Source organism: Ruegeria sp. AK4 (assembly GCF_056541025.1).
The window spans coordinates 19,101-37,552 of sequence record NZ_JBQFXS010000011.1 but is presented as its reverse complement, the minus strand read 5'-3'; the positions used below and the strand labels follow the sequence as shown (position 1 = coordinate 37,552).

Here is an 18,452-nt window from a genome sequence, read left to right as displayed (position 1 = left end):
CATGAACTATCCTAAGACCGGCGAGATGCTGCACCTGCGCGGCAACAGTCTGAACAAGGGCGAGCCGCTGGCCCTGCCGCTGACCCAAAGCAGCATGTATCACCTGCCCGGAGAAGTGGATGGCCACGCGGCTTATGGCCGTGTCGACAACGCCACCTGGGCCGAACTGGAACATATGCTGGCCCATCTGGAAGGCGCACCCTGCCTGACCTTCCCCTCGGGCATGGGGGCGATCTCGGCGGCGCTGTTTTCCACGGTCAAAAGCGGCACACGGTTGCTGGTGCCCTCGGACGGGTATTACGTGACCCGCGTGCTGGCCAATCAGTTTCTGGGCAATCTGGGCGTCACCGTGCAGGAACGCCCGACCGCAACCTTTACCGAGGGCGGGTTTGACGGGTTCGACGTCGTGTTCATCGAAACCCCCTGCAATCCGGGGCTGGATATGCTGGACATCGCCGCCGTGGCGCAGGGTGTGCGGGCGGCGGGTGGTATCACCATTGCCGACAACACTACCATGACACCGCTGGGCCAGCGCCCGCTGGATCTGGGGATCGATGTGGTCGTGGCCTCGGACACCAAGGCAATGGGCGGCCATTCCGACATGCTGATGGGCCATGTCGCCAGCCGGGACGAGGCAATCATGGCGCGGGTGCGCGAATGGCGGCGCGTCTCAGGCGCCATCCCCGGCCCGCATGAGGCCTGGCTGCTGCATCGCGGGCTCGAGACGCTGGATGTGCGCTATGACCGCATGTGTTCCACGGCGCAGGTGCTGGCCGAACGGCTGGCGGATCACCCTGCCGTACAGCACATTCGGTTCCCCGGCCTGCCCGATGATCCGGCCCATGCGCTGGCGAAGAAACAGACAGCGCGGTTTGGCTTCATGCTCAGCATCACGCTGGCCGATGCGGACCGGGCCGACCGGTTCATTTCCGGCTGCCCGCTGCTGCGGCCCGCCACCTCGTTCGGGGGCATCCATAGCTCGGCCGAGCGCCGCACCCGTTGGGGCGACGATGTCGGACCGGGTTTTGTGCGCATCTCTGTCGGTTGCGAACCGGTCGAGGAACTGTGGCAGGCGGTCGAGGCCAGCCTGAACACGCTGTGATTACTTCTTGGGCTCGCGCAGTTCGGGAAACAGGTAGATCGGCAGCACGATGCTGGCGATCAACGCCCCCAGCCAGACCAGCAGGGTTGCGGCCAGCAGGTTCGCGATGCCCCCCACGGTCAGGCCCGCAGTGATCAGATCGGTCACCAGCAGGCCCACAAAGGTCACGATCAGGGCAATCCCGCCCTTGATCGCCGGGGCTCTCTTTTCACCCAGTTTCAGGATCAGCGGCTCGGCCACCCACTGAACCAGTGTGAACACGATCACCACCACGATGAACGAGATCGGCTTGATCGCAAATTCCGGCAACAGCAGCGCCGCCAGCAGCAAACCGATGGCATTCCCGGCCAGCAGGGCCAGAATGGACTTGAGTCTGCGCGTCATGGGGCTCTCCGTGCGTGATCGGTCAGAAACATGCGAATGTTAACAGACCTGCGGGATTTTGCGAGTTGTTTCAAAAGCCACTTCCTTTTGGGCCATTGAAATCGCATGATAAAACACATTCATCAAGATCAGACCCACCCCTGACACCGACGAGAGGTGAGATGAGCGACGATCCCTATACCGTCCTTGGAGTCGCCAAGGATGCCAGTGCCGCCGAGATCAAAAAGGCCTATCGGCGCATCGCCAAGGACTGCCACCCGGATCTGAAACCCGGCGATGCCGAGGCCGAGGCGAAATTCAAGGCCGCAGCCGCCGCCTATGACCTGCTGAAAGACCCGGAAAAGCGGGCGCAATATGACAATGGCGAGATTGACGCCTCGGGTCAGGAACGCCCGCAGCAGCAATATTACCGCGACTATGCCGAAGCCGCCGGAAACCCCTATCGCGGACGTCAGGCGGACCCCGAGGACATGTCCGACATCTTCGCCGAATTCATGCGCGGGCGCGGCGGTTTTGGCGGGCAGCGCGGCCAGGATTTTCACGCCCCCGGTCACAACCTCAATTATTCGCTTCAGATCAGTTTTCTGGATTCCGTGTTCGGGGCAAGCCAGAAACTGACCCTGCCTGATGGCGACCGGATCGAGGTCAAGATCCCCGCAGGCATCACCGATGGTCAGACCATCCGCCTGCGCGGCAAGGGTGCGCCCGGTTACGGGGAAGGACCGCCCGGCGATGCTCTGGTCACGGTCTCGGTCACGAAACACCCGGTGTTCGACCGGCACGGGGATGACATCCACATCACCCTGCCCATCACCATCGACGAGGCCATTCTGGGCGGCAAGGTCCCGGCCCCCACCATCGACGGGGGCGTCAATGTCACTGTTCCGGCGGGCACAAGCAGCGGCAAAACCCTGCGCCTGCGCGGCAAGGGGGTCAGGAAACGCGGCGCGTCGGACCGGGGCGACCAGCTGATCGAACTGACGGTCTCGATGCCGGACACGATCGATGACGACCTGAAACACTTCATGGAGACCTGGCGCGAAACGCACCGCTATGATCCGCGGAAAGGAATGCCGTCATGAGCCCGACCCTGACCGAAGAGGAGCTGATCACCGCCATCGCCCGCCTGACCCCCGACCGGCTGACCGAGTATCTGGCGGCTGAAATCGTGATCCCCGAACAATCGGAACGCGGGCTTGTCTATCAAAGCATCGACGTGGCGCGGCTGGAACTGGCCTGTGAATTGCACGAGCAATACGACATGGAGGCGGACGCACTGTCGATGATGATCTCGCTGATCGACCAGATGCACGGGCTGCGCGCCGAACTGCGCGAGGTTCTGAACGCGGTCGAGGCGCAGCCCGACCCCGTGCGGCAGCAGTTGATCGAGGTCATCGGCACAGCGCGGTTCCGTCGCAGGTGACGGCCCTGAAACTGCCGGATGCTGCGGTCTGACTTATTCTGTCACCGCAAATTCTTCGGGAACGAAGAAAGTATAGTCCCGGTCCGCAACCGCTTCGTGGCACACGTGGCAATAGGCCACCTCGCCCGACCGCGCGCCCATCGTGTCGCCGAACAGGGACCCGTCCGGCAGCACCATGATATAGCGCCAGTCGGCGGTTTCCGGGCTGGCCCCGTCCGCAAGCTTCTCCATGATGAACATGGCGCCGGGATGAATGCGCCCTTCATCGGTGACCGTCATGCTGTCCTTGGCCAAAACCGACCCTTTGGGCAGTTCCTCACCCGGCTGCAGGGTGCCGTAATTATGCGCCATCCGGTTGGCATAGCTGTTCACGAACCGCTGCCCATGCGTCGCCGAGATATAGGGCGCGTCGTTGAACAGCGGCCAGTTCTGATAGTTCAGGATCAGATCCAGCTGTGCCGCCGCATAGCCCCGCGCCATGCGCCGTGCGAGCGAGCGGTAATGCGCCCGGGCTTCCTCCTTGGTCAGGTCCGCTGGGTTTTCGATTGCGAGATGTGCGTCCTGCTCTTGTGCTGCTGACCCTCCGGCCAGCAGGGCAACGCAGACCATAGCCGCCGCTGCAGATTTCAGACTCTGCTGAATGTCATAAATCATAATCTTGGCCCACCTGAAAAACAGTTTGCCTTCACGCCGCCTACCGAGCCGAATACATGGTAGCGGTCAGGAAAAATCATTCCATATGCCGACCCGAAGCCTCACCCGTTTGTGCACAAAGGTGAGCCCCCCATAACCGGGTCCGGCCTGCCGCAAACATACTAAATTGTGCATACAAAAAAAAGCGGCAGAAACATTAAGTTTGCAAACGCGGCAGGATTGAACCGTTTACGGGTTCAGACCAGCCTCGGCTTCGATCTGCCTGCGCGATTTCCGGGCGCGTTCCGTGGCCGATTTCAACTGACCGCAAGCCGCCATGATATCCTCTCCCCGCGTCTTGCGGATGGGCGAGGCATAGCCCGCCTGATAGATGATATTGGCAAAGGCCCGGATACGGTTGTTCGAGCTGCGCTTGTACGGCGCGCCGGGCCATTCGTTGAACGGGATCAGGTTGATTTTGGCCGGAATGTTGTGGCGCTTGATGTGTTCAATCAGCCGATGCGCGTCTTCATCGCTGTCATTGACGCCATCCAGCATCACGTATTCGAACGTGATCCGTTCCGAATTCGACGCGTTGGGATAGCTGGCCAGAGCACCCAGCAGTTCCTCGATATTCCAGCGCTTGTTGATCGGCACCAGCACGTCGCGGGTTTCATCCGTGGTGGCATGGAACGAGATCGCCAATAGGCAGCCGATTTCCTCGGCCGTGCGCGCAATCTCGGGCACCACGCCGCTGGTCGAGAGCGTAATCCGGCGGCGCGACAGGGAAATGCCTTCGGGGTCCATGGCGATCTTCATCGCGTCGCGGACGTTTTCGAAGTTATAAAGCGGCTCGCCCATGCCCATCAGCACGATGTTCGACAGCAGGCGGGTTTCATCCTTGGGCGCGCCGGGGGTCGGCCATTCCTCAAGATCGTCGCGTGCCATCATCACCTGACCGACAATTTCAGCCGCCGTCAGGTTGCGCACCAGTTTCTGAGTGCCTGTATGGCAGAAGGAACAGGTCAGCGTGCAGCCTACCTGGGATGAAATACACAGCGTGCCGCGATCCTCTTCGGGAATATAGACAACCTCGACCTCATGCCCGCCGGCGATGCGGCACAGGTATTTGCGGGTGCCGTCCTCGGACACTTGCCGCGTCACCACCTCGGGGATTTCGATCACGAAATGTTCGGCCAGCTGCGCGCGATAGGCTTTGGCCAGATTGGTCATTTCACCAAAATCGCGCACGCCCCACTGATAGATCCACTGCCAGATCTGCCCGGTGCGCATCTTCGCCTGTTTCTCGGGCGTGCCGTGTTCGATCAGAGCAGCCCGCAACTGGTCACGGGTCAGGCCAACAAGGTTCATCTTCCCCTCGGGCAGTTTGCGGGGGATGGTCATGACGTCTTGAGTGATCGGCGCTTTGGGCGACATGGGGCTATCTCAACGGATTCTGGCTTGGGATGCGCCTCTATATAGGACTGCGCGCAAAGATCAAAAGGAATCGTACACGGCACGGAAGACGCCCCACCAGCGGACGGGGCCGTATTCACTCGGGCAAGGCGTCTAGTTGGTGCAGCGCTTTTCGGCGTCTTCAATCGCGGCGGTAAAACCCAGCAGCGAAAACGTGTCCTTGGTCTGCGTGCCGCGTTCGGACCGCGCGGTCAGCACCGCTTCGGTCCCGCGTTTCATCGCGGTGACGATCTTGGCGTCATCGGCAGCGGTTGCGGGCCACGCCCATTCGCCTTCGGTGAACAGTTCGAACTCGCTGCCGTCAACTGTCAGGTTCACGGTGGACCCACCTGCAAAGGGATAGCCGCCGGTGAAAGTGACCTGGCCTTTGACCTCGGCATTGGGGCGATAGAACACGAACAACAGGATATCGCTGCGCCGCACCGACACGACGCGACCGCCGCGGGTGTTCACGGTTTCCTTTGGGGCCGAAACGCTCCAGCATTCGGTGGGGTCATCTTCGACAAAAACGCTCCAATCCGTTTTTGCCGCCACGCGATTGGTGCTGGTCGCCTGCTGAGCGATTGCGGTTGTGGCCATCCCTGCCATGCAAAAGCCCGCGATCACGCGAACGAGCTTTGATCCCATCTGTCCAGCCTCCTAGCTCGACCCATACCTCATACCCATCGGAAAGCCCTGCGAACCCTGCCGGTTCGTCTATAACATTGCGCATTCCGATGATTGCCGACATACACACACTAACGCAGGTTTCGCCACAGGCGAAAGGGCGATTGGCAGAATTTTGCGCATAAATCCGGAGGTCCAGATGACGCAGCCCGTACCGATGACAGAACTGTGGCGTGGACCCCTGCTGGAAAGCCTGCATCTGGGTCATGCGGTCATCTGCGACGATACCGGCCAGATCGTGCGCAGTTGGGGCGACCCGAATGCGGTGATCTATCCAAGGTCCTCGGCCAAGATGATTCAGGGGCTGCCGCTGATCACATCCGGTGCGGCGGCAAAATACGGGCTGAACAGCGAACATCTGGCATTGGCCTGCGCCTCGCATAACGGGGCGCATATTCATACCGACCGGGTGTCCGCCTGGCTGGATCATCTGGGGCTTAGCGAACCCGATCTGCGCTGCGGCCCGCAAGAGCCGGACGATATGGCAGCGCGCGACGGGCTTATTCTGGCCGATGACACGCCCTGCCAGATTCACAATAATTGCTCGGGCAAGCATTGCGGGTTCCTGACGGTCGCGCAGCATATGGGCGCGGGGCCGGAATATCTTGAGATCGACCACCCGGTTCAGCAGGCTTGCCTGTCCGCCATCGAAGAAACCACCGGCGAAACCAGCCCCGCCTATGGGATCGATGGCTGCTCGGCGCCGAATTTTGCCACTTCGCTGGTCGGGCTGGCGCGGTCGATGGCATGGTTTGCATCCGCCGCCGACCGGTCCGACCGGGCCAGCGACGCGGCACAGCAACTGACCGCCGCGATGATAAAACACCCCGAACTGGTAGCTGGCGAAACCCGCGCCTGCACCGAGCTGATGCGCGCCATGCAGGGCCGCGCCGCGATCAAGACCGGGGCCGAGGCCGTCTTTGTTGCCATCCTGCCGGAAAAACGCATGGGCGTGGCGCTGAAAATCACCGACGGCACCACCCGCGCCAGCGAATGCGCCATCGCCACCCTGATGGTTCACCTTGGGGTGCTTGAGGCCGATCACCCGGCCACAGGCAAATTCATGAACGCCACGCAATACAGCCGTCGCGGGTTGGAATGTGGCTTGATCAGACCTGCGCCGGGGTTTCCCGGCTAAGGATCACATCTCGATCTCATGCACCTCGGCCACTTCGACCGAGCCGGACCCGTTCACGACCATTGGACAGCCCTTGGCCATCTCGGTCGCGGCTTCGATGCTGTCGGCCTTGATCACGGTAAAGCCCGAGGCCGGGTTGGCCCCGCCATTATCCGCAACGCCGGTGCTGCTGACCGTATAGGACTGGCCCACCGGATTGCCGGGGATGTCGAGCGCATCGCCCATACCGCCAAACCATGCGCCCCAGGCGGCCATGGTGGCTTCGACCTCGGCAGGGTCGGTCGGGGTGGTTCCGCCGTGATAAACAAACAAATATTGGGGCATTTCAGTCCTCCTTGTTGAAAATCTATCTTGCCTTCGCTTCGAGCTTGCGCAGAGACGAGGTCCAGCCCTGTTCGTGGTTTGCGGCAGCCTCGGCATCGGCCAGTTCGCGGTGATCCACAACCAGCCGCGCCCCGTCGCCTGCCGCTGTCACGAAAAACGTCACATGGCTTTCCGCGCCGCGCTGGTCCTGATCGTCATGCCAGGCCCAGGTGAAGCCGACCGAGTTGGGCGGATCGATATGGGTGACATGGCCCGAGACCTTGAACCGCTGGCCTTCGCCGTTTTCCATCACCGAATACCACGGCCCGAGGCGCGAGAAATCCAGATCATGCTCGGGCACATGCACGCCTTCTGGCCCCCACCATTGCAGCAGTTTGGCACCATCACTGACCCAGGCAAACAGGGTTTCGGGACTGACGGGAAACGCCCGCTCGAGTTTCAGGTCGGCCATGAGTTTTCCCTTTCCAGTATGTCCCCCAGACGATCGAGGCTGCTGTCCCAGAACTGCCGCTTCGAGATCGTCCATTCGGCAATCGCGCGCAGACCGTCGGGTTGAATGGAATACATCCGCTGCGCTCCCTGCACCCGCTGCCGGACAAGCCCGGCGTTGCGCAGAATTTTCAGATGGCGCGAAATGGCCGCGCCGGACATGCCCTTGCCTTCGATCAGGTCACCGGCGGGCAATTCACCGTGCGCCATCAACTGCTCGACAATCGAGAACCGCGTGGCATCGGAAAGCGCCGAGAACGTGTTCAGTAAATCCGTCATATCCATTATTTAACACCGCAGTTAAATAATGGAAACCCCCGTTTTTCTCGCCTTGTGACCGCGCTTAAGAGATATAGTTCACTGACAACTGCCCCAAATTCAAACTTTGATGGACAGACATTGCACGTACACAGTAAGATATTATGCGTGCGTTTAATTGTTTTTATTTTTCGTTAAGGAGGCTTGAGATGCGTTGTGCGACCATTTCAATGTTTGTTTTATGTACTGTTACTGTTGCCGGTTGCACCTCGCCCTGGTCGCAGACAGAAACCGCTGAACCTGCGGCGGAGGTTCCGCAGCAGGCCGCTGCGACCACGTCCTCGACAGCATCAACAACGTCCAGCTCTGCAACATCCAATGAAGCCCAAAGCGGCGGTGAAGCCGACCGTGGTGAAGGCGGCGGTGGCGGAGGAGGCTCCAGCGGTGGTGGCGGCGGCGGAGGTGGTTCCGGCGGCGGCGGCGGCGGAAGCTGGGGTTGATCTGAAAGGATCAAAACATGTCACGGCGCGGGTTTAAAACCAGAAACTGCCATCTGCATGCGGCGCTTGTCGCCCTTGTTCTGAACGCGGGTGTTTTCACTGCGCAGATGGCGGTTGCGAACAGCAACAGCTCGTTCCCAGCCAACCGGATCGCCATCGTCATCGGCAATCAGGACTACGCAAATGTCGGAGACCTGACCAACGCCCGCAAGGACGCCGAAGACATCGCCGACATGCTGCGCGGCTTCAATTTCCGCGTCTACGACGGCTATGACCTTGGCAAACGCGAGTTCGAAGAGCTGATCAGAACCGCTGTTCTGAACATCCCGGACAAGGCCGATGTGCTGTTTTACTACGCGGGCCACGGCATTCAGATCGGGCGGCGGAATTATCTGCTGCCCGTGGATGCAAAATTTGAAAGCGTCTATGATGTCCCGCTGGCGACCATGACCTTGGATCGTGTGATCGACACCTTGTCGGCGCGCAGTTCGGCCCATGTCGCCATTCTGGATTCCTGCCGTGACAATCCGTTCCAGGACCTGAGGCTGGCCGCCGATCTGGATGCCAACCTGTTCGAAACCCGCGAAGGGTTCGATGTGTTCAAAACGCCACTGAATTCGCTTGTGGCCTATTCGACCTCACCGGGCGCGGTGGCCAGCGATGGCGCGACGGGCCAGAACAGCCCCTATACGGCGGCGGTTCTGGAAACCGCCCAGTCGTCGCCCTTCGAGAACATTCAGCAACTGTTCCCGGTCATTCGCGAACGGGTTCACGATTCGACCCAGGGACAGCAAATTCCCTGGGAAAGCTCGACCTTGGTGCGCCCGTTTTATCTGGCGCAGCAACAGGTCGAGGTTGAGGACGGGCAGGTGCAGGAAGGCGCGCCGCAATCGCTCAGCCTCAGCTACCAGTTCGACAAGTCCATCCCTCTGGCGCAGAGCCTGGAACAGACGCTTGGTAATGACATCCGGGGCCTGCGGCTGGTGGAAAACCCCGAACGGGGGGTCGTCAGCGTCCGCGATCAATCGACAAGCGAGGGCCTGACATACTCGCCCGAGATCACCGACGCGCGGGCCGCTGAACTGGGGACCCAGCAGTTCACCGACACGTTTTTGGTCGAGGTGATCACGGCAGATCAGAAGAAACAGAATGTCGAGGTGTCGCTCAATCTCGAGATGAATGCCTGCGATCTTGAGGCCGGGGATGCGCTGGACATCAACGGTATCGGCGTGTTTCGCCTGCCCAATGAGCTGAACATCTCGAAAGGTCTGGCGGCCTGTACGAAAGCCGTCGAAGACGATCCCGTCAACCCGCGGTTCCTGTATCAGCTGGGCCGCTTGCAACAGGCGGCGGGCAATATAGCAGGGGCCTATGAAAGCATGTCAGCGGCCGAGAACGGCGGGCATATCCGGGCAAAATATGCGCTGGCGACCCTGTTGCAGACCGACCGCATCGACCGCGCCGTTACCAAAACACCCCGCGATCTGGACAAGGCCCGCGCCCTTCTGGAAGAGGCCGCATCGGAAAAAGACCCCTTTGCCATGCACAGCCTTGGCAAGCAATTGCTGCGCGACGGGCAAACGGATGCCGAGAAACAGCGCGGGTTCGAATTGCTGGAACGCTCGGTGGAATTGGGCCACACCTATTCGATGAACGAACTGGGCCTGTATTTCCTGCGCGAAAACTCGGACCACTATATCCCCGAACGCGGCATGCGCTATCTGCGCGCCTCGGAACTGCGCAAGGATATCTATGGCTATGACAATCTGGCCTACGTGTCCCTGCTGGGTCTTGGCGGCAACCCCGTCAATCTCGACAAGGCCGAGGCGTATTTTCTGGCCGCGTCAAACGGCGGCCACCCGACAGCCCCGGCCAGTATTGCCCGGATGATCCTGAACGATCAGTTGCAGGACCGCACCCGGACCGAGGCGCTAGACTGGTACGATATCTCGCTGGAACGCGGCGATGCCTGGGGCGGCGCGAACGGGGCCTATATCATTCTGGATGGTCAGGTGCCCCAGCGCGGTCCGGCGGATGCGGCGTTGCGCGCGGCCAAGGCCGCCCTGTTGCCCAATGACGAGCCCGCCGGCCAGGCCAGGGCCCAGTTGGACAGTATCTCGGGCGCCGATCTGAACCGCGCGTTGCAACTGGCGCTGAATGAGCTTGGTGAAAACGTGGCCGTGGATGGTCAGGTCGGCCCGGCCACCCTGCGAGCGCTCGAAAACATCAGCGCCAAATTCGGGGTTCCGGTTCCCTATGCGGCGGCGAACGATCCCAAGGAACGCCTGCTGCTGGCCGCCCGGGTGTATTGGGCGCAGAATCCGGTGCGGTTCGATCTTTTCTGAGGGCGCTCAGCCCAGAAACTCGGCCCTTGAGTAACCCTGCAGATACAGCAGCGCCGTCAGATCCCCGTGGTTGATCCGCACATCGCATTGCGCCGCGACCGAGGGCTTGGCGTGCAGCGCAACGCCGGTTCCGGCGCGGCCCAGCATGCCCAGATCGTTTGCGCCGTCTCCCACCGCGATCACATCTGCCTCGGACAGGCCCAGCTGTGTGATGATCCGGTCCAGAGACTCGACCTTGGCCTCGCGCCCGAGAATGGGCCGCTGCACATCACCGGTCAGCCGCCCGTCTTCCGCCAGCAGCGTGTTGGCCCGGTTTTCGTCAAACCCCAACAGCGCGGCCACGCGCGCGGTGAAGGCGGTGAACCCGCCTGAAACCAGCGCCGCATAACCGCCGTTTGCGCGCATGGTGCCGACCAGTTCGCGCCCGCCGGGCATCAGGGTGATCCGCGTGTTCAGCACCTGATCGATCACCGCTTCGTCCAGACCTTTCAGCAGCCCGACCCGTTCGATCAGCGCGCCTTCGAAATCCAGCTCACCATTCATCGCCCGTGCGGTGATGTCCTTGACCCGGTCGCCGACGCCTGCCTCATCCGCCAGTTCGTCGATGCATTCCTGCTGGATCATCGTGCTGTCCATATCCGCCAGCAGCATTTTCTTGCGCCGCCCCTCGGCAGGCTGAACAACCAGATCGACGCCCATGCCCTGCAGGTCCGCCCAGACATCCCAGCGGTTGTCGGGCAGGGCCGGCACGGCAAATTCCGCCGCCTCATCCGGGTTCAGCCAGACGATATCCTGCCCGCCCCACGCATTCCGCAGCGACTCGGGCAGGGCGCTGTCAAGCGCGGGCGCGGTGGGGTTGGTCAGCAAGGTGGCAACGTACATGGCAGGTCTCCGGCAGGGTTGCCTGCGCATATCGCAGGTGCAGCATTTTCGCCAGTGCCGGTTTGCATCTGCGGCCCTGAAATTACCCGTTCGGGGCTTTACCCCCCTGCATTTCCAAGCCAGATTCAGGGCGATCTGGGACAAGGGGAAACGGGATGGGCAACCCGCTTTACGATCGTTTGTTTGGCATCCACGCGGGCAAGGACACCCCGTTCCTGCATCTGCCGGACGGTCAGATCCTGACGCATTCGGATTTTCTGGACATGGCCGCCCGCATCGCCAACGCCCTGACCGGGCTGGAACTGGAACCGGGCGACCGGGTTGCCGTTCAGGTCGAGAAATCCCCTGAAATGCTGGCGCTTTATGCCGCCTGCGCGCAGACGGGGCTGATCTTTCTGCCGCTGAACACGGCGTATAAAACGGCGGAACTGGCCTATTTCATCGAAAACAGCGGCGCGGCGCTGGTTGTCTGCGATGCAGCCAGCGAGGCCGGTCTGGCACCCATCGCGCAGGCTCAGAACGCGCGGCTTGAGACGCTGAACGCCGATGGCTCGGGCAGCCTGATGCGCCGGGCTTTCGGCATGCTGCCCGCCTTCGAGCCGGTCAAACGGTCCGAGGATGATCTGGCCGCGTTCCTCTATACCTCGGGCACCACGGGGCGATCCAAAGGCGCGATGCTGACGCAGGCCAATCTGCTGTCCAATGCGGAAACGCTGATGCGGGAATGGCGGTTTACCCGCGATGACGTGCTGCTGCACGCCTTGCCGATCTTTCACACCCACGGGCTGTTCGTGGCGACCAACGTGATCCTGGCTGCGGGCGGGTCGATGATTTTCCTGCCGAAATTCGATCTGGACGTTATGCTGCGCCTGATGCCGCAGGCCACGTCGATGATGGGGGTTCCGACCTTTTACACCCGCCTGCTGGGTGATGATCGGTTCACCGGCGACCTGGCGCGCCATATGCGGCTGTTCATCTCGGGCTCGGCGCCGCTGCTGGCGGAAACCCATGAGCAGTTCGAAACCCGGACAGGCCACCGCATCCTTGAACGCTACGGGATGACCGAGACCAACATGAACACCTCGAACCCCTATGACGGGGATCGGCGCGCGGGCACGGTCGGGTTTCCGCTGCCCGATGTCGAGTTGAAAGTGACCGACCCGGAAACCGGAGACCCCCTGCCCCAAGGCGAGATCGGCATGATCGAGGTGCGCGGCCCGAACGTGTTCAGCGGCTACTGGCAGATGCCCGAGAAAACCGCCGCCGAACTGCGCGAAGACGGGTTCTTCATCACCGGCGATCTGGGGCGCGTGGATCAGGACGGCTATGTCCATATCGTCGGCCGGGGCAAGGATCTGATCATCTCGGGCGGGTTCAATATCTACCCCAAAGAGATCGAGCTGGTGCTCGACGACCAGCCCGGTGTTCTGGAAAGCGCGGTGATCGGTGTCCCCCATCCCGATTTCGGAGAGACCGTTCTGGGCATCATCGTGCCCCTGCCCGGCCAGACCCCCGATCTTGAGGCCATCATGGCGTCGGTGCAAAACGACCTCGCCCGGTTCAAGCATCCCCGCAAGCTGATCGTGCTGGACGAGTTGCCGCGCAACACGATGGGCAAGGTGCAGAAAAACGCCCTGCGCGACGCGTACAAGGACAGTTTCACCGCAGACTGAACGCTTGATCTAGTTGATCCTCGCCAATGAAAAACCCGGGCCGAACTCGACCCGGGTCCAATTGCTTGCAAAATCTGCCGACCGTCAGGCCACGTCAAATTCCAGCGGTTTGATCTGCGTGAACAGACCGGTTTCCGCCAGCTTGGCGCGCGCCTCGGCGGGCACGGGTTCATCGACATAGAGCAGCGCAATCGCCTCGCCGCCCGCTGCGGCGCGGCCCAGGGTAAAGTTGGCGATGTTCACGTTGTTCTCGCCCATGGTCTGACCCAGCGCGCCGATGATGCCGGGAACATCCTCGTTGGTGGTGTAGAGCATATGCGCGCCGATCTCGGCGTCGATATTGATGCCCTTGATCTGGATGAAGCGCGGCTTGCCGTCGCTGAACACCGTGCCCCCGATCGAGCGTTCGCGCTTGTCCGTCACAACGGTGACCTTGATATAGCCTTCGAACGCGCCCGACTTGTCCTGATTGGTGGTCGAAATCTGGATACCACGCTCTTTCGCAACCACGGGGGCCGAGACCATGTTCACCTCGGGATTGAACTTTTTCATGATCCCCGCGACCACGGCGCAGTTCAGGGCGGCCAGATTCATTTCAGCCGCAACACCATCATACAGGATGTTGATCGCCTTGACCGGCTCATCCGTCATCTGGCCGATGAAGCTGCCCAGATGACCGGCCAGCTTGATCCACGGACCCATGATCTTGGCCTCTTCCGCCGTGACGCTGGGCATGTTCAGCGCGTTTTCCACCGCGCCGGTCAGCAGATAGTTCGAGATCTGCTCGGCCACTTGCAGCGCCACGTTTTCCTGCGCCTCGGTCGTGGCCGCGCCCAAATGCGGCGTGCAGACCACGTTGGGCAGGTTGAACAGCGGGTTGTCCTTGGCCGGTTCCACGCTGAACACGTCAAAGGCCGCACCGGCCACGTGACCCGATTGCAGCATCTCGGCCAAGGCTTCCTCATCAACCAGACCGCCACGGGCACAGTTGACGATGCGAACGCCTTTTTTGGTCTTCGCCAGATTTTCGCGGCTCAGAACGTTGCGGGTCTGATCGGTCAGCGGCACGTGCAGAGTGATGAAATCGGCGCGCGACAGCAGCTCGTCCAGCTCGACCTTTTCGACGCCCATCTGGGCGGCTTTCTCTTCGCCCAGATAGGGATCATAGGCGATCACCTTCATTTTCAGGCCCAGCGCGCGTTCGCAGACGATGCCGCCGATGTTGCCCGCGCCAATCACGCCCAAGGTCTTGTTGGTCAGCTCGATCCCCATGAACTTGGATTTTTCCCACTTGCCCGCATGGGTCGAGGTGCTGGCCTCGGGGATTTGCCGCGCGACGGCGAACATCATCGCAATCGCATGCTCGGCGGTGGTGATCATGTTGCCGAACGGCGTGTTCATCACGATCACGCCCTTTTTCGAGGCCGCGTCCTTGTCGATATTATCCGTGCCGATCCCGGCACGGCCGATGACTTTCAGCTTGTCGGCTTTCTCCAGAATGGTCGGCGTGACCTTGGTTGCTGAGCGGATGGCAAGACCGTCATACTGGCCGATCACCTCGGCCAGCTTGTCCTTGTCCTTGCCCAGATCGGGCATGAAATCCACGTCGATGCCGCGATCGCGGAAAATCTGCACGGCGGTTTCGCTGAGCTTGTCAGATACGAGTACTTTGGGGGCCATATCTCTGGTCCTTGAATTTTGGGAAGATATCCGGGCCACGGGCCGGCCCGGGTTTTCGTCGAAAAACCTTGTCAGGCGGCTTCCGTTTGCGCAGCGATTTCGGCCTCAAACGCCCAGGCAAGCCAGGGCAGCATCGCCTCGATATCCGAGGTTTCAACCGTACCGCCGCACCAGATGCGCAGGCCCGCAGGGGCGTCGCGATAGGCACCGATATCCAGCGCGATGTTTTCCGCCTCCAGCCGTTTGGCCACGGCCTTGGCAAAGGTGGCCCCGTCCTGAATGCGGGCATCGGTGAATTTCAGGCACACGGATGTGTTCGACTGCGTCGCCGCATCCTCGGCCAGATTCGCAATCCAGTCGTTTTGATCGCAGAACGCGTGCACCGCACCGGCATTGGCATCGGCCCGGGCGATCAACCCCTGCAGGCCACCAACCGAACGCGCCCAGTCCAGCGCGAACAGATAATCCTCAACCGCCAGCATCGAGGGCGTGTTGATCGTCGCCCCGGTGAAGATGCCGTCTATCAGCTTGCCGCCTTTGGTCAGGCGGAAAATCTTCGGCAGAGGCCATGCGGGGGTGTAGCTTTCCAGCCGCTCAACGGCGCGGGGGCTCAGGATCAGCATGCCGTGCGCCGCTTCGCCGCCCAGCACTTTCTGCCAGCTGAACGTGGTCACATCCAGCTTGTCCCAGGGCAGGTCCATCGCAAAGGCGGCGCTTGTCGCGTCGCAGATCGTCAGCCCCTGACGGTCATCGGCGATCCAGTCGCCATTGGGTACCCGCACGCCCGAGGTGGTGCCGTTCCATGTAAACACCACGTCATTGGCGAAATCGACCGAGGCCAGATCAACGATCTGCCCGTAATCGGCCGTCTTGACCTCGGCGTCGATCTTCAGCTGTTTGACCACATCGGTGACCCAACCGGCCCCAAAGCTTTCCCAGGCCAGCATCTCGACCTTGCGGGCGCCCAGCAGCGACCACAGCGCCATCTCGACCGCGCCGGTGTCCGAGGCGGGAACGATGCCGATCCTGTAATCCGCCGGAATGTCCAGCACCTCACGGGTGCCTTCGATCGCGGCTTTCAGCTTGTCCTTGCCGACAGCGGCCCGGTGCGACCGGCCCAGCGCGGCATCGGCCAGTTTGCTCAGTTCAAATGTGGGGGGTTTGGCGCAGGGGCCCGAGGAGAAACGCGGATTAGCTGGCCGCAGTTCAGGTTTGCGCGCGGCGTCGCGCGACGCCGGTTGTTCAATGCTCATCTGTATTACCCTTCCAGATACACGCCCCTCGTTGGGGAGGGGTGTCCCACCGCCACTCGTAGAAAGCCCGCCGCATTGCGGCAAGCAGAAAAGACGCTTGAAAGCCGGAAAACGACATCGCTTTGCGCAGAAATCGCGGTCGCGCGTTTCCGATAGGCGAAAGATGTGCCGCGCCCTGACAAGCCGGGCAGGTCGTTTGACTGTTTTTTAGGCAGTCGCAACAGGGCCCGAGCGGAATAGCCCCGCAACCCTTGCGATCCCGGCAATGGCCCGGCCAAAACAAGGCCATGCCTGACACTCTGACCATTGTCGTTGTTGAAGAAGACCGGGAACGCGCCATCGCAATTGTCGACGCCCTCAACGCGTCCGGTTCATACGATGTGCATGTGATCGGCAATGTCTCGAGCCTTGCCCGCAGGATTGCGGCGGTGGTGCCGGATGTGGTGCTGATCGATATCGACAACCCCACACGCGACATGCTGGAAGAGCTGACGCTGGCCTCGGGGCCGTTGGAGCGGCCCGTGGCGATGTTCGTCTCCGCCGCCGCCGGCGATCTGGCCTCGACCGCGATCGAGGCCGGCCTGTCCGCCTATGTCGTCGACGGGATGCAGCCCGACCGGCTGAAACCGGTGCTGGATGCCGCCATCGCGCGGTTCCAGATCGTGCGCCAGATGCGCCGCGAACTGGCCGAGACCAAACGCGCGCTGGAAGAGCGCAAAGTGATCGACCGCGCCAAGGGCCTGCTGATGAAGGCCCGCGGGATCGAGGAAGAAGAGGCTTATGCCCTGCTGCGCAAGGCCGCGATGGATCAGGGGCGGCGCGTGGCCGACGTGGCCGAGTCGCTGGTCACAGCATCCGGGTTGCTGTCATGAATACGGTGACGCTGCCTGTTGCCTATGTCCCATTGGTCGATGCCGCGCCGCTGATCATCGCGCATGAGATGGGGCTGGCCCGCGCCGAAGGGGTCGAACTGGACCTGATCGCCGCGCCCTCGTGGTCATCGGTGCGCGACATGCTGGCCTTTGGCCGCGTGGATGCGGCGCATCTGCTGTCACCCGTGCCGGTGGCGATGGCTTTGGGGTTGGGCGGGGTGACGCAGCCCTTGTCCGCCGTCTCTGTCCTGTCGATGAACGGCGATGTGATCGGCGTCAGCCGGGCGCTGGAAACCCGCCTGCGCGATACCGGATACGAGTTCGACTTTCGCGATCCGTTCAAAGCCGCAGCCGCGCTGGCCACGGTCGCGGATCGGCCTTTGGTATTCGGGGTGCCCTTCCCGTTTTCCCTGCATGTGGAATTGTTGCATTGCTGGCTCGAGGCCACGGACCTGTCCGGCACGGGCGTCGAGGTTCGCACCATCCCGCCGCCGCTGATGGCGCAGGCGCTGGCCGAGGGCGATGTGGATGCGTTCTGCGTCGGCGAACCCTGGGGCTCGGTCGCGGTGGAATCGCAGGCCGGGGCGCTGTTGCTGCCCGGTCAAGCGATCTGGGCCTTTGCGCCGGAAAAGGTCCTGGCCGTGCGTACCGAATGGGCAGAGACCGAACCGCACCTGCTGGGCAAGCTGATGCGGGCCGTCTGGCGCGCGGGGCGTTGGCTGGGCCAGCCGGGCAGCCACATTGCCGCTGCCGAAATCCTTGCGCGCGACACCTATCTGAACCTGCCCTCGGAACTGATCGACCGGGCGCTGTCAGGGCGGTTCACCATCTCGGGCCATGCCGAGCAGCGCGAGGTGCCGGGTTTTGTCGAGTTTCACGACGGGGCGGCGAATTTCCCCTGGCGCAGTCAGGCCAAGTGGATCGCCCACAGGCTGGCCGCCCGGTACGATCTGGACCCGCATCTGGCGCTGGCGCAGGCGGGCGGCGTGTTTCGCAGCGATATCTACCGCAATCAACTGGCCGATATCGGTGCCGATCTGCCCGGCGCGTCCGAAAAACTGGAAGGCGCGATTCGGGACACAACGCCTGTCGCCTCGCAGAACGGGCAGCTTTCCCTGAAACGGGACGCGTTCCTGGACGGGCGCATTTTTGATCCGCAGGACATCTGATGCCCAAGAATTAGGCGTCTCGATGCAGGCCGCAGTGCAAACGCAGAAATTTACGCCGCGCCGCAGCAAAACCGCTTGATCCGAGCCGCGCCGTTTTGCACCCTGTCGATGTTGGCACGCAATGGCGTGTGCCGCCCGAAATTCTCCCAAAGACTGGGAACGACCGAGCAAAGCCGCTCACTCTC

19 protein-coding genes are annotated in these 18,452 nt (G+C 61.9%); 9 read left to right on the top strand and 10 right to left on the bottom strand.

The genetic code is table 11. From position 1 onward, the window contains the following. Position 1 precedes the first annotated feature (1 nt). Positions 2-1,102 carry a cystathionine gamma-lyase gene (locus tag ACR0EZ_RS17730; RefSeq protein WP_480615588.1) on the top strand — a complete coding sequence of 367 codons (1,101 nt, stop codon included), beginning with the start codon at positions 2-4 and terminating at the stop codon, positions 1,100-1,102. On the opposite strand, the gene ACR0EZ_RS17725 is transcribed toward ACR0EZ_RS17730, so the two are convergent. After that, positions 1,103-1,486: a hypothetical protein gene (locus tag ACR0EZ_RS17725; protein WP_480615586.1), complete on the bottom strand. Its 384-nt coding sequence runs from the start codon at positions 1,484-1,486 to the stop codon at positions 1,103-1,105. Positions 1,487-1,647: 161 nt separating this feature from the next. Here ACR0EZ_RS17725 and ACR0EZ_RS17720 point away from each other — a divergent pair, with 161 nt between their 5' ends. Together ACR0EZ_RS17720 and ACR0EZ_RS17715 are read left to right on the top strand one after the other, a co-directional pair. Further along, the gene (locus tag ACR0EZ_RS17720) at positions 1,648-2,568 is read left to right on the top strand and encodes a DnaJ C-terminal domain-containing protein (RefSeq protein WP_480615584.1); all 921 of its coding nucleotides are present in this window, start codon (positions 1,648-1,650) and stop codon (positions 2,566-2,568) included. Next, entirely contained in the window at positions 2,565-2,909 is a 345-nt protein-coding gene (locus tag ACR0EZ_RS17715) for a hypothetical protein (RefSeq protein ID WP_480615582.1), read from the top strand. The genes ACR0EZ_RS17720 and ACR0EZ_RS17715 overlap by 4 nt, the downstream gene beginning before the upstream one ends. Positions 2,910-2,942: 33 nt before the next feature. Here ACR0EZ_RS17715 and ACR0EZ_RS17710 read toward each other — a convergent pair whose 3' ends face one another. The 3 genes from ACR0EZ_RS17710 to ACR0EZ_RS17700 form a co-directional block, all read right to left on the bottom strand. After that, on the bottom strand, positions 2,943-3,563 hold the full coding sequence (locus ACR0EZ_RS17710) for a cytochrome P460 family protein (protein WP_480615581.1): 621 nt from the start codon (positions 3,561-3,563) through the stop codon (positions 2,943-2,945). Positions 3,564-3,791: 228 nt separating this feature from the next. Then, positions 3,792-4,979: a dual-specificity RNA methyltransferase RlmN gene (gene rlmN / locus ACR0EZ_RS17705; RefSeq protein ID WP_480615579.1), complete on the bottom strand. Its 1,188-nt coding sequence runs from the start codon at positions 4,977-4,979 to the stop codon at positions 3,792-3,794. A 132-nt stretch (positions 4,980-5,111) separates the two neighbouring features. After that, on the bottom strand, positions 5,112-5,645 hold the full coding sequence (locus ACR0EZ_RS17700; protein WP_480615577.1) for an invasion associated locus B family protein: 534 nt from the start codon (positions 5,643-5,645) through the stop codon (positions 5,112-5,114). A 178-nt stretch (positions 5,646-5,823) separates the two neighbouring features. Here ACR0EZ_RS17700 and ACR0EZ_RS17695 point away from each other — a divergent pair, with 178 nt between their 5' ends. Further along, on the top strand, positions 5,824-6,822 hold the full coding sequence (locus ACR0EZ_RS17695) for an asparaginase (RefSeq protein ID WP_480615575.1): 999 nt from the start codon (positions 5,824-5,826) through the stop codon (positions 6,820-6,822). Between the two features lie 3 nt (positions 6,823-6,825). On the opposite strand, the gene ACR0EZ_RS17690 is transcribed toward ACR0EZ_RS17695, so the two are convergent. Genes ACR0EZ_RS17690 through ACR0EZ_RS17680 form a run of 3 tightly spaced genes read right to left on the bottom strand, consistent with a single transcriptional unit; the run spans position 6,826 to position 7,914 of the window. Continuing rightward, on the bottom strand, positions 6,826-7,146 hold the full coding sequence (locus tag ACR0EZ_RS17690; protein ID WP_480615573.1) for a YciI family protein: 321 nt from the start codon (positions 7,144-7,146) through the stop codon (positions 6,826-6,828). Between the two features lie 22 nt (positions 7,147-7,168). After that, positions 7,169-7,597, bottom strand: coding sequence for an SRPBCC family protein (locus tag ACR0EZ_RS17685; RefSeq protein ID WP_480615571.1), 429 nt, complete (start codon positions 7,595-7,597; stop codon positions 7,169-7,171). Then, positions 7,585-7,914: an ArsR/SmtB family transcription factor gene (locus tag ACR0EZ_RS17680; protein ID WP_480615569.1), complete on the bottom strand. Its 330-nt coding sequence runs from the start codon at positions 7,912-7,914 to the stop codon at positions 7,585-7,587. The genes ACR0EZ_RS17685 and ACR0EZ_RS17680 overlap by 13 nt, the downstream gene beginning before the upstream one ends. Positions 7,915-8,271: 357 nt before the next feature. Here ACR0EZ_RS17680 and ACR0EZ_RS17675 point away from each other — a divergent pair, with 357 nt between their 5' ends. Together ACR0EZ_RS17675 and ACR0EZ_RS17670 are read left to right on the top strand one after the other, a co-directional pair. Continuing rightward, entirely contained in the window at positions 8,272-8,430 is a 159-nt protein-coding gene (locus tag ACR0EZ_RS17675) for a hypothetical protein (protein WP_480615567.1), read from the top strand. Further along, positions 8,411-10,738 carry a caspase family protein gene (locus ACR0EZ_RS17670; RefSeq protein ID WP_480615565.1) on the top strand — a complete coding sequence of 776 codons (2,328 nt, stop codon included), beginning with the start codon at positions 8,411-8,413 and terminating at the stop codon, positions 10,736-10,738. Before ACR0EZ_RS17675 ends, ACR0EZ_RS17670 begins: the two co-directional genes overlap by 20 nt. A 6-nt stretch (positions 10,739-10,744) precedes the next feature. Here the strand turns inward: ACR0EZ_RS17670 and serB are convergent, their stop codons facing one another. Next, positions 10,745-11,620, bottom strand: coding sequence for a phosphoserine phosphatase SerB (serB, locus tag ACR0EZ_RS17665; protein WP_480615563.1), 876 nt, complete (start codon positions 11,618-11,620; stop codon positions 10,745-10,747). A 155-nt stretch (positions 11,621-11,775) separates the two neighbouring features. On the opposite strand from serB, the gene ACR0EZ_RS17660 reads away from it, so the two are divergent. Beyond that, positions 11,776-13,293, top strand: a complete 1,518-nt coding sequence (locus ACR0EZ_RS17660) for a malonate--CoA ligase (RefSeq protein WP_480615561.1) — start codon at positions 11,776-11,778, stop codon at positions 13,291-13,293. 84 nt (positions 13,294-13,377) lie between these two features. Here ACR0EZ_RS17660 and serA read toward each other — a convergent pair whose 3' ends face one another. Next, entirely contained in the window at positions 13,378-14,973 is a 1,596-nt protein-coding gene (gene serA, locus ACR0EZ_RS17655; protein ID WP_480615559.1) for a phosphoglycerate dehydrogenase, read from the bottom strand. A 71-nt stretch (positions 14,974-15,044) separates the two neighbouring features. Then, positions 15,045-16,226 (bottom strand): phosphoserine transaminase, encoded by a 1,182-nt coding sequence (locus tag ACR0EZ_RS17650; protein WP_480615557.1) that lies wholly within the window; start codon positions 16,224-16,226, stop codon positions 15,045-15,047. A 287-nt stretch (positions 16,227-16,513) separates the two neighbouring features. On the opposite strand from ACR0EZ_RS17650, the gene ACR0EZ_RS17645 reads away from it, so the two are divergent. Together ACR0EZ_RS17645 and ACR0EZ_RS17640 are read left to right on the top strand one after the other, a co-directional pair. Beyond that, a complete protein-coding gene (locus ACR0EZ_RS17645; RefSeq protein WP_480615555.1) occupies positions 16,514-17,098 on the top strand; it encodes an ANTAR domain-containing response regulator in 585 nt (194 codons plus the stop codon). Further along, on the top strand, positions 17,095-18,267 hold the full coding sequence (locus ACR0EZ_RS17640; RefSeq protein WP_480615553.1) for a CmpA/NrtA family ABC transporter substrate-binding protein: 1,173 nt from the start codon (positions 17,095-17,097) through the stop codon (positions 18,265-18,267). The genes ACR0EZ_RS17645 and ACR0EZ_RS17640 overlap by 4 nt, the downstream gene beginning before the upstream one ends. Positions 18,268-18,452 lie beyond the last annotated feature (185 nt).

Bases quoted from the DNA above. Each gene is read 5' to 3' on its own strand.
- ACR0EZ_RS17730 (WP_480615588.1), top strand. From the start codon at position 2: ATGAACTATCCTAAGACCGGCGAGATGCTGCACCTGCGCGGCAACAGT.
- ACR0EZ_RS17725 (WP_480615586.1), bottom strand. From the start codon at position 1,486: ATGACGCGCAGACTCAAGTCCATTCTGGCCCTGCTGGCCGGGAATGCC.
- ACR0EZ_RS17720 (WP_480615584.1), top strand. From the start codon at position 1,648: ATGAGCGACGATCCCTATACCGTCCTTGGAGTCGCCAAGGATGCCAGT.
- ACR0EZ_RS17715 (WP_480615582.1), top strand. From the start codon at position 2,565: ATGAGCCCGACCCTGACCGAAGAGGAGCTGATCACCGCCATCGCCCGC.
- ACR0EZ_RS17710 (WP_480615581.1), bottom strand. From the start codon at position 3,563: ATGATTTATGACATTCAGCAGAGTCTGAAATCTGCAGCGGCGGCTATG.
- rlmN (WP_480615579.1), bottom strand. From the start codon at position 4,979: ATGTCGCCCAAAGCGCCGATCACTCAAGACGTCATGACCATCCCCCGC.
- ACR0EZ_RS17700 (WP_480615577.1), bottom strand. From the start codon at position 5,645: ATGGGATCAAAGCTCGTTCGCGTGATCGCGGGCTTTTGCATGGCAGGG.
- ACR0EZ_RS17695 (WP_480615575.1), top strand. From the start codon at position 5,824: ATGACGCAGCCCGTACCGATGACAGAACTGTGGCGTGGACCCCTGCTG.
- ACR0EZ_RS17690 (WP_480615573.1), bottom strand. From the start codon at position 7,146: ATGCCCCAATATTTGTTTGTTTATCACGGCGGAACCACCCCGACCGAC.
- ACR0EZ_RS17685 (WP_480615571.1), bottom strand. From the start codon at position 7,597: ATGGCCGACCTGAAACTCGAGCGGGCGTTTCCCGTCAGTCCCGAAACC.
- ACR0EZ_RS17680 (WP_480615569.1), bottom strand. From the start codon at position 7,914: ATGACGGATTTACTGAACACGTTCTCGGCGCTTTCCGATGCCACGCGG.
- ACR0EZ_RS17675 (WP_480615567.1), top strand. From the start codon at position 8,272: ATGAAGCCCAAAGCGGCGGTGAAGCCGACCGTGGTGAAGGCGGCGGTG.
- ACR0EZ_RS17670 (WP_480615565.1), top strand. From the start codon at position 8,411: ATGTCACGGCGCGGGTTTAAAACCAGAAACTGCCATCTGCATGCGGCG.
- serB (WP_480615563.1), bottom strand. From the start codon at position 11,620: ATGTACGTTGCCACCTTGCTGACCAACCCCACCGCGCCCGCGCTTGAC.
- ACR0EZ_RS17660 (WP_480615561.1), top strand. From the start codon at position 11,776: ATGGGCAACCCGCTTTACGATCGTTTGTTTGGCATCCACGCGGGCAAG.
- serA (WP_480615559.1), bottom strand. From the start codon at position 14,973: ATGGCCCCCAAAGTACTCGTATCTGACAAGCTCAGCGAAACCGCCGTG.
- ACR0EZ_RS17650 (WP_480615557.1), bottom strand. From the start codon at position 16,226: ATGAGCATTGAACAACCGGCGTCGCGCGACGCCGCGCGCAAACCTGAA.
- ACR0EZ_RS17645 (WP_480615555.1), top strand. From the start codon at position 16,514: ATGCCTGACACTCTGACCATTGTCGTTGTTGAAGAAGACCGGGAACGC.
- ACR0EZ_RS17640 (WP_480615553.1), top strand. From the start codon at position 17,095: ATGAATACGGTGACGCTGCCTGTTGCCTATGTCCCATTGGTCGATGCC.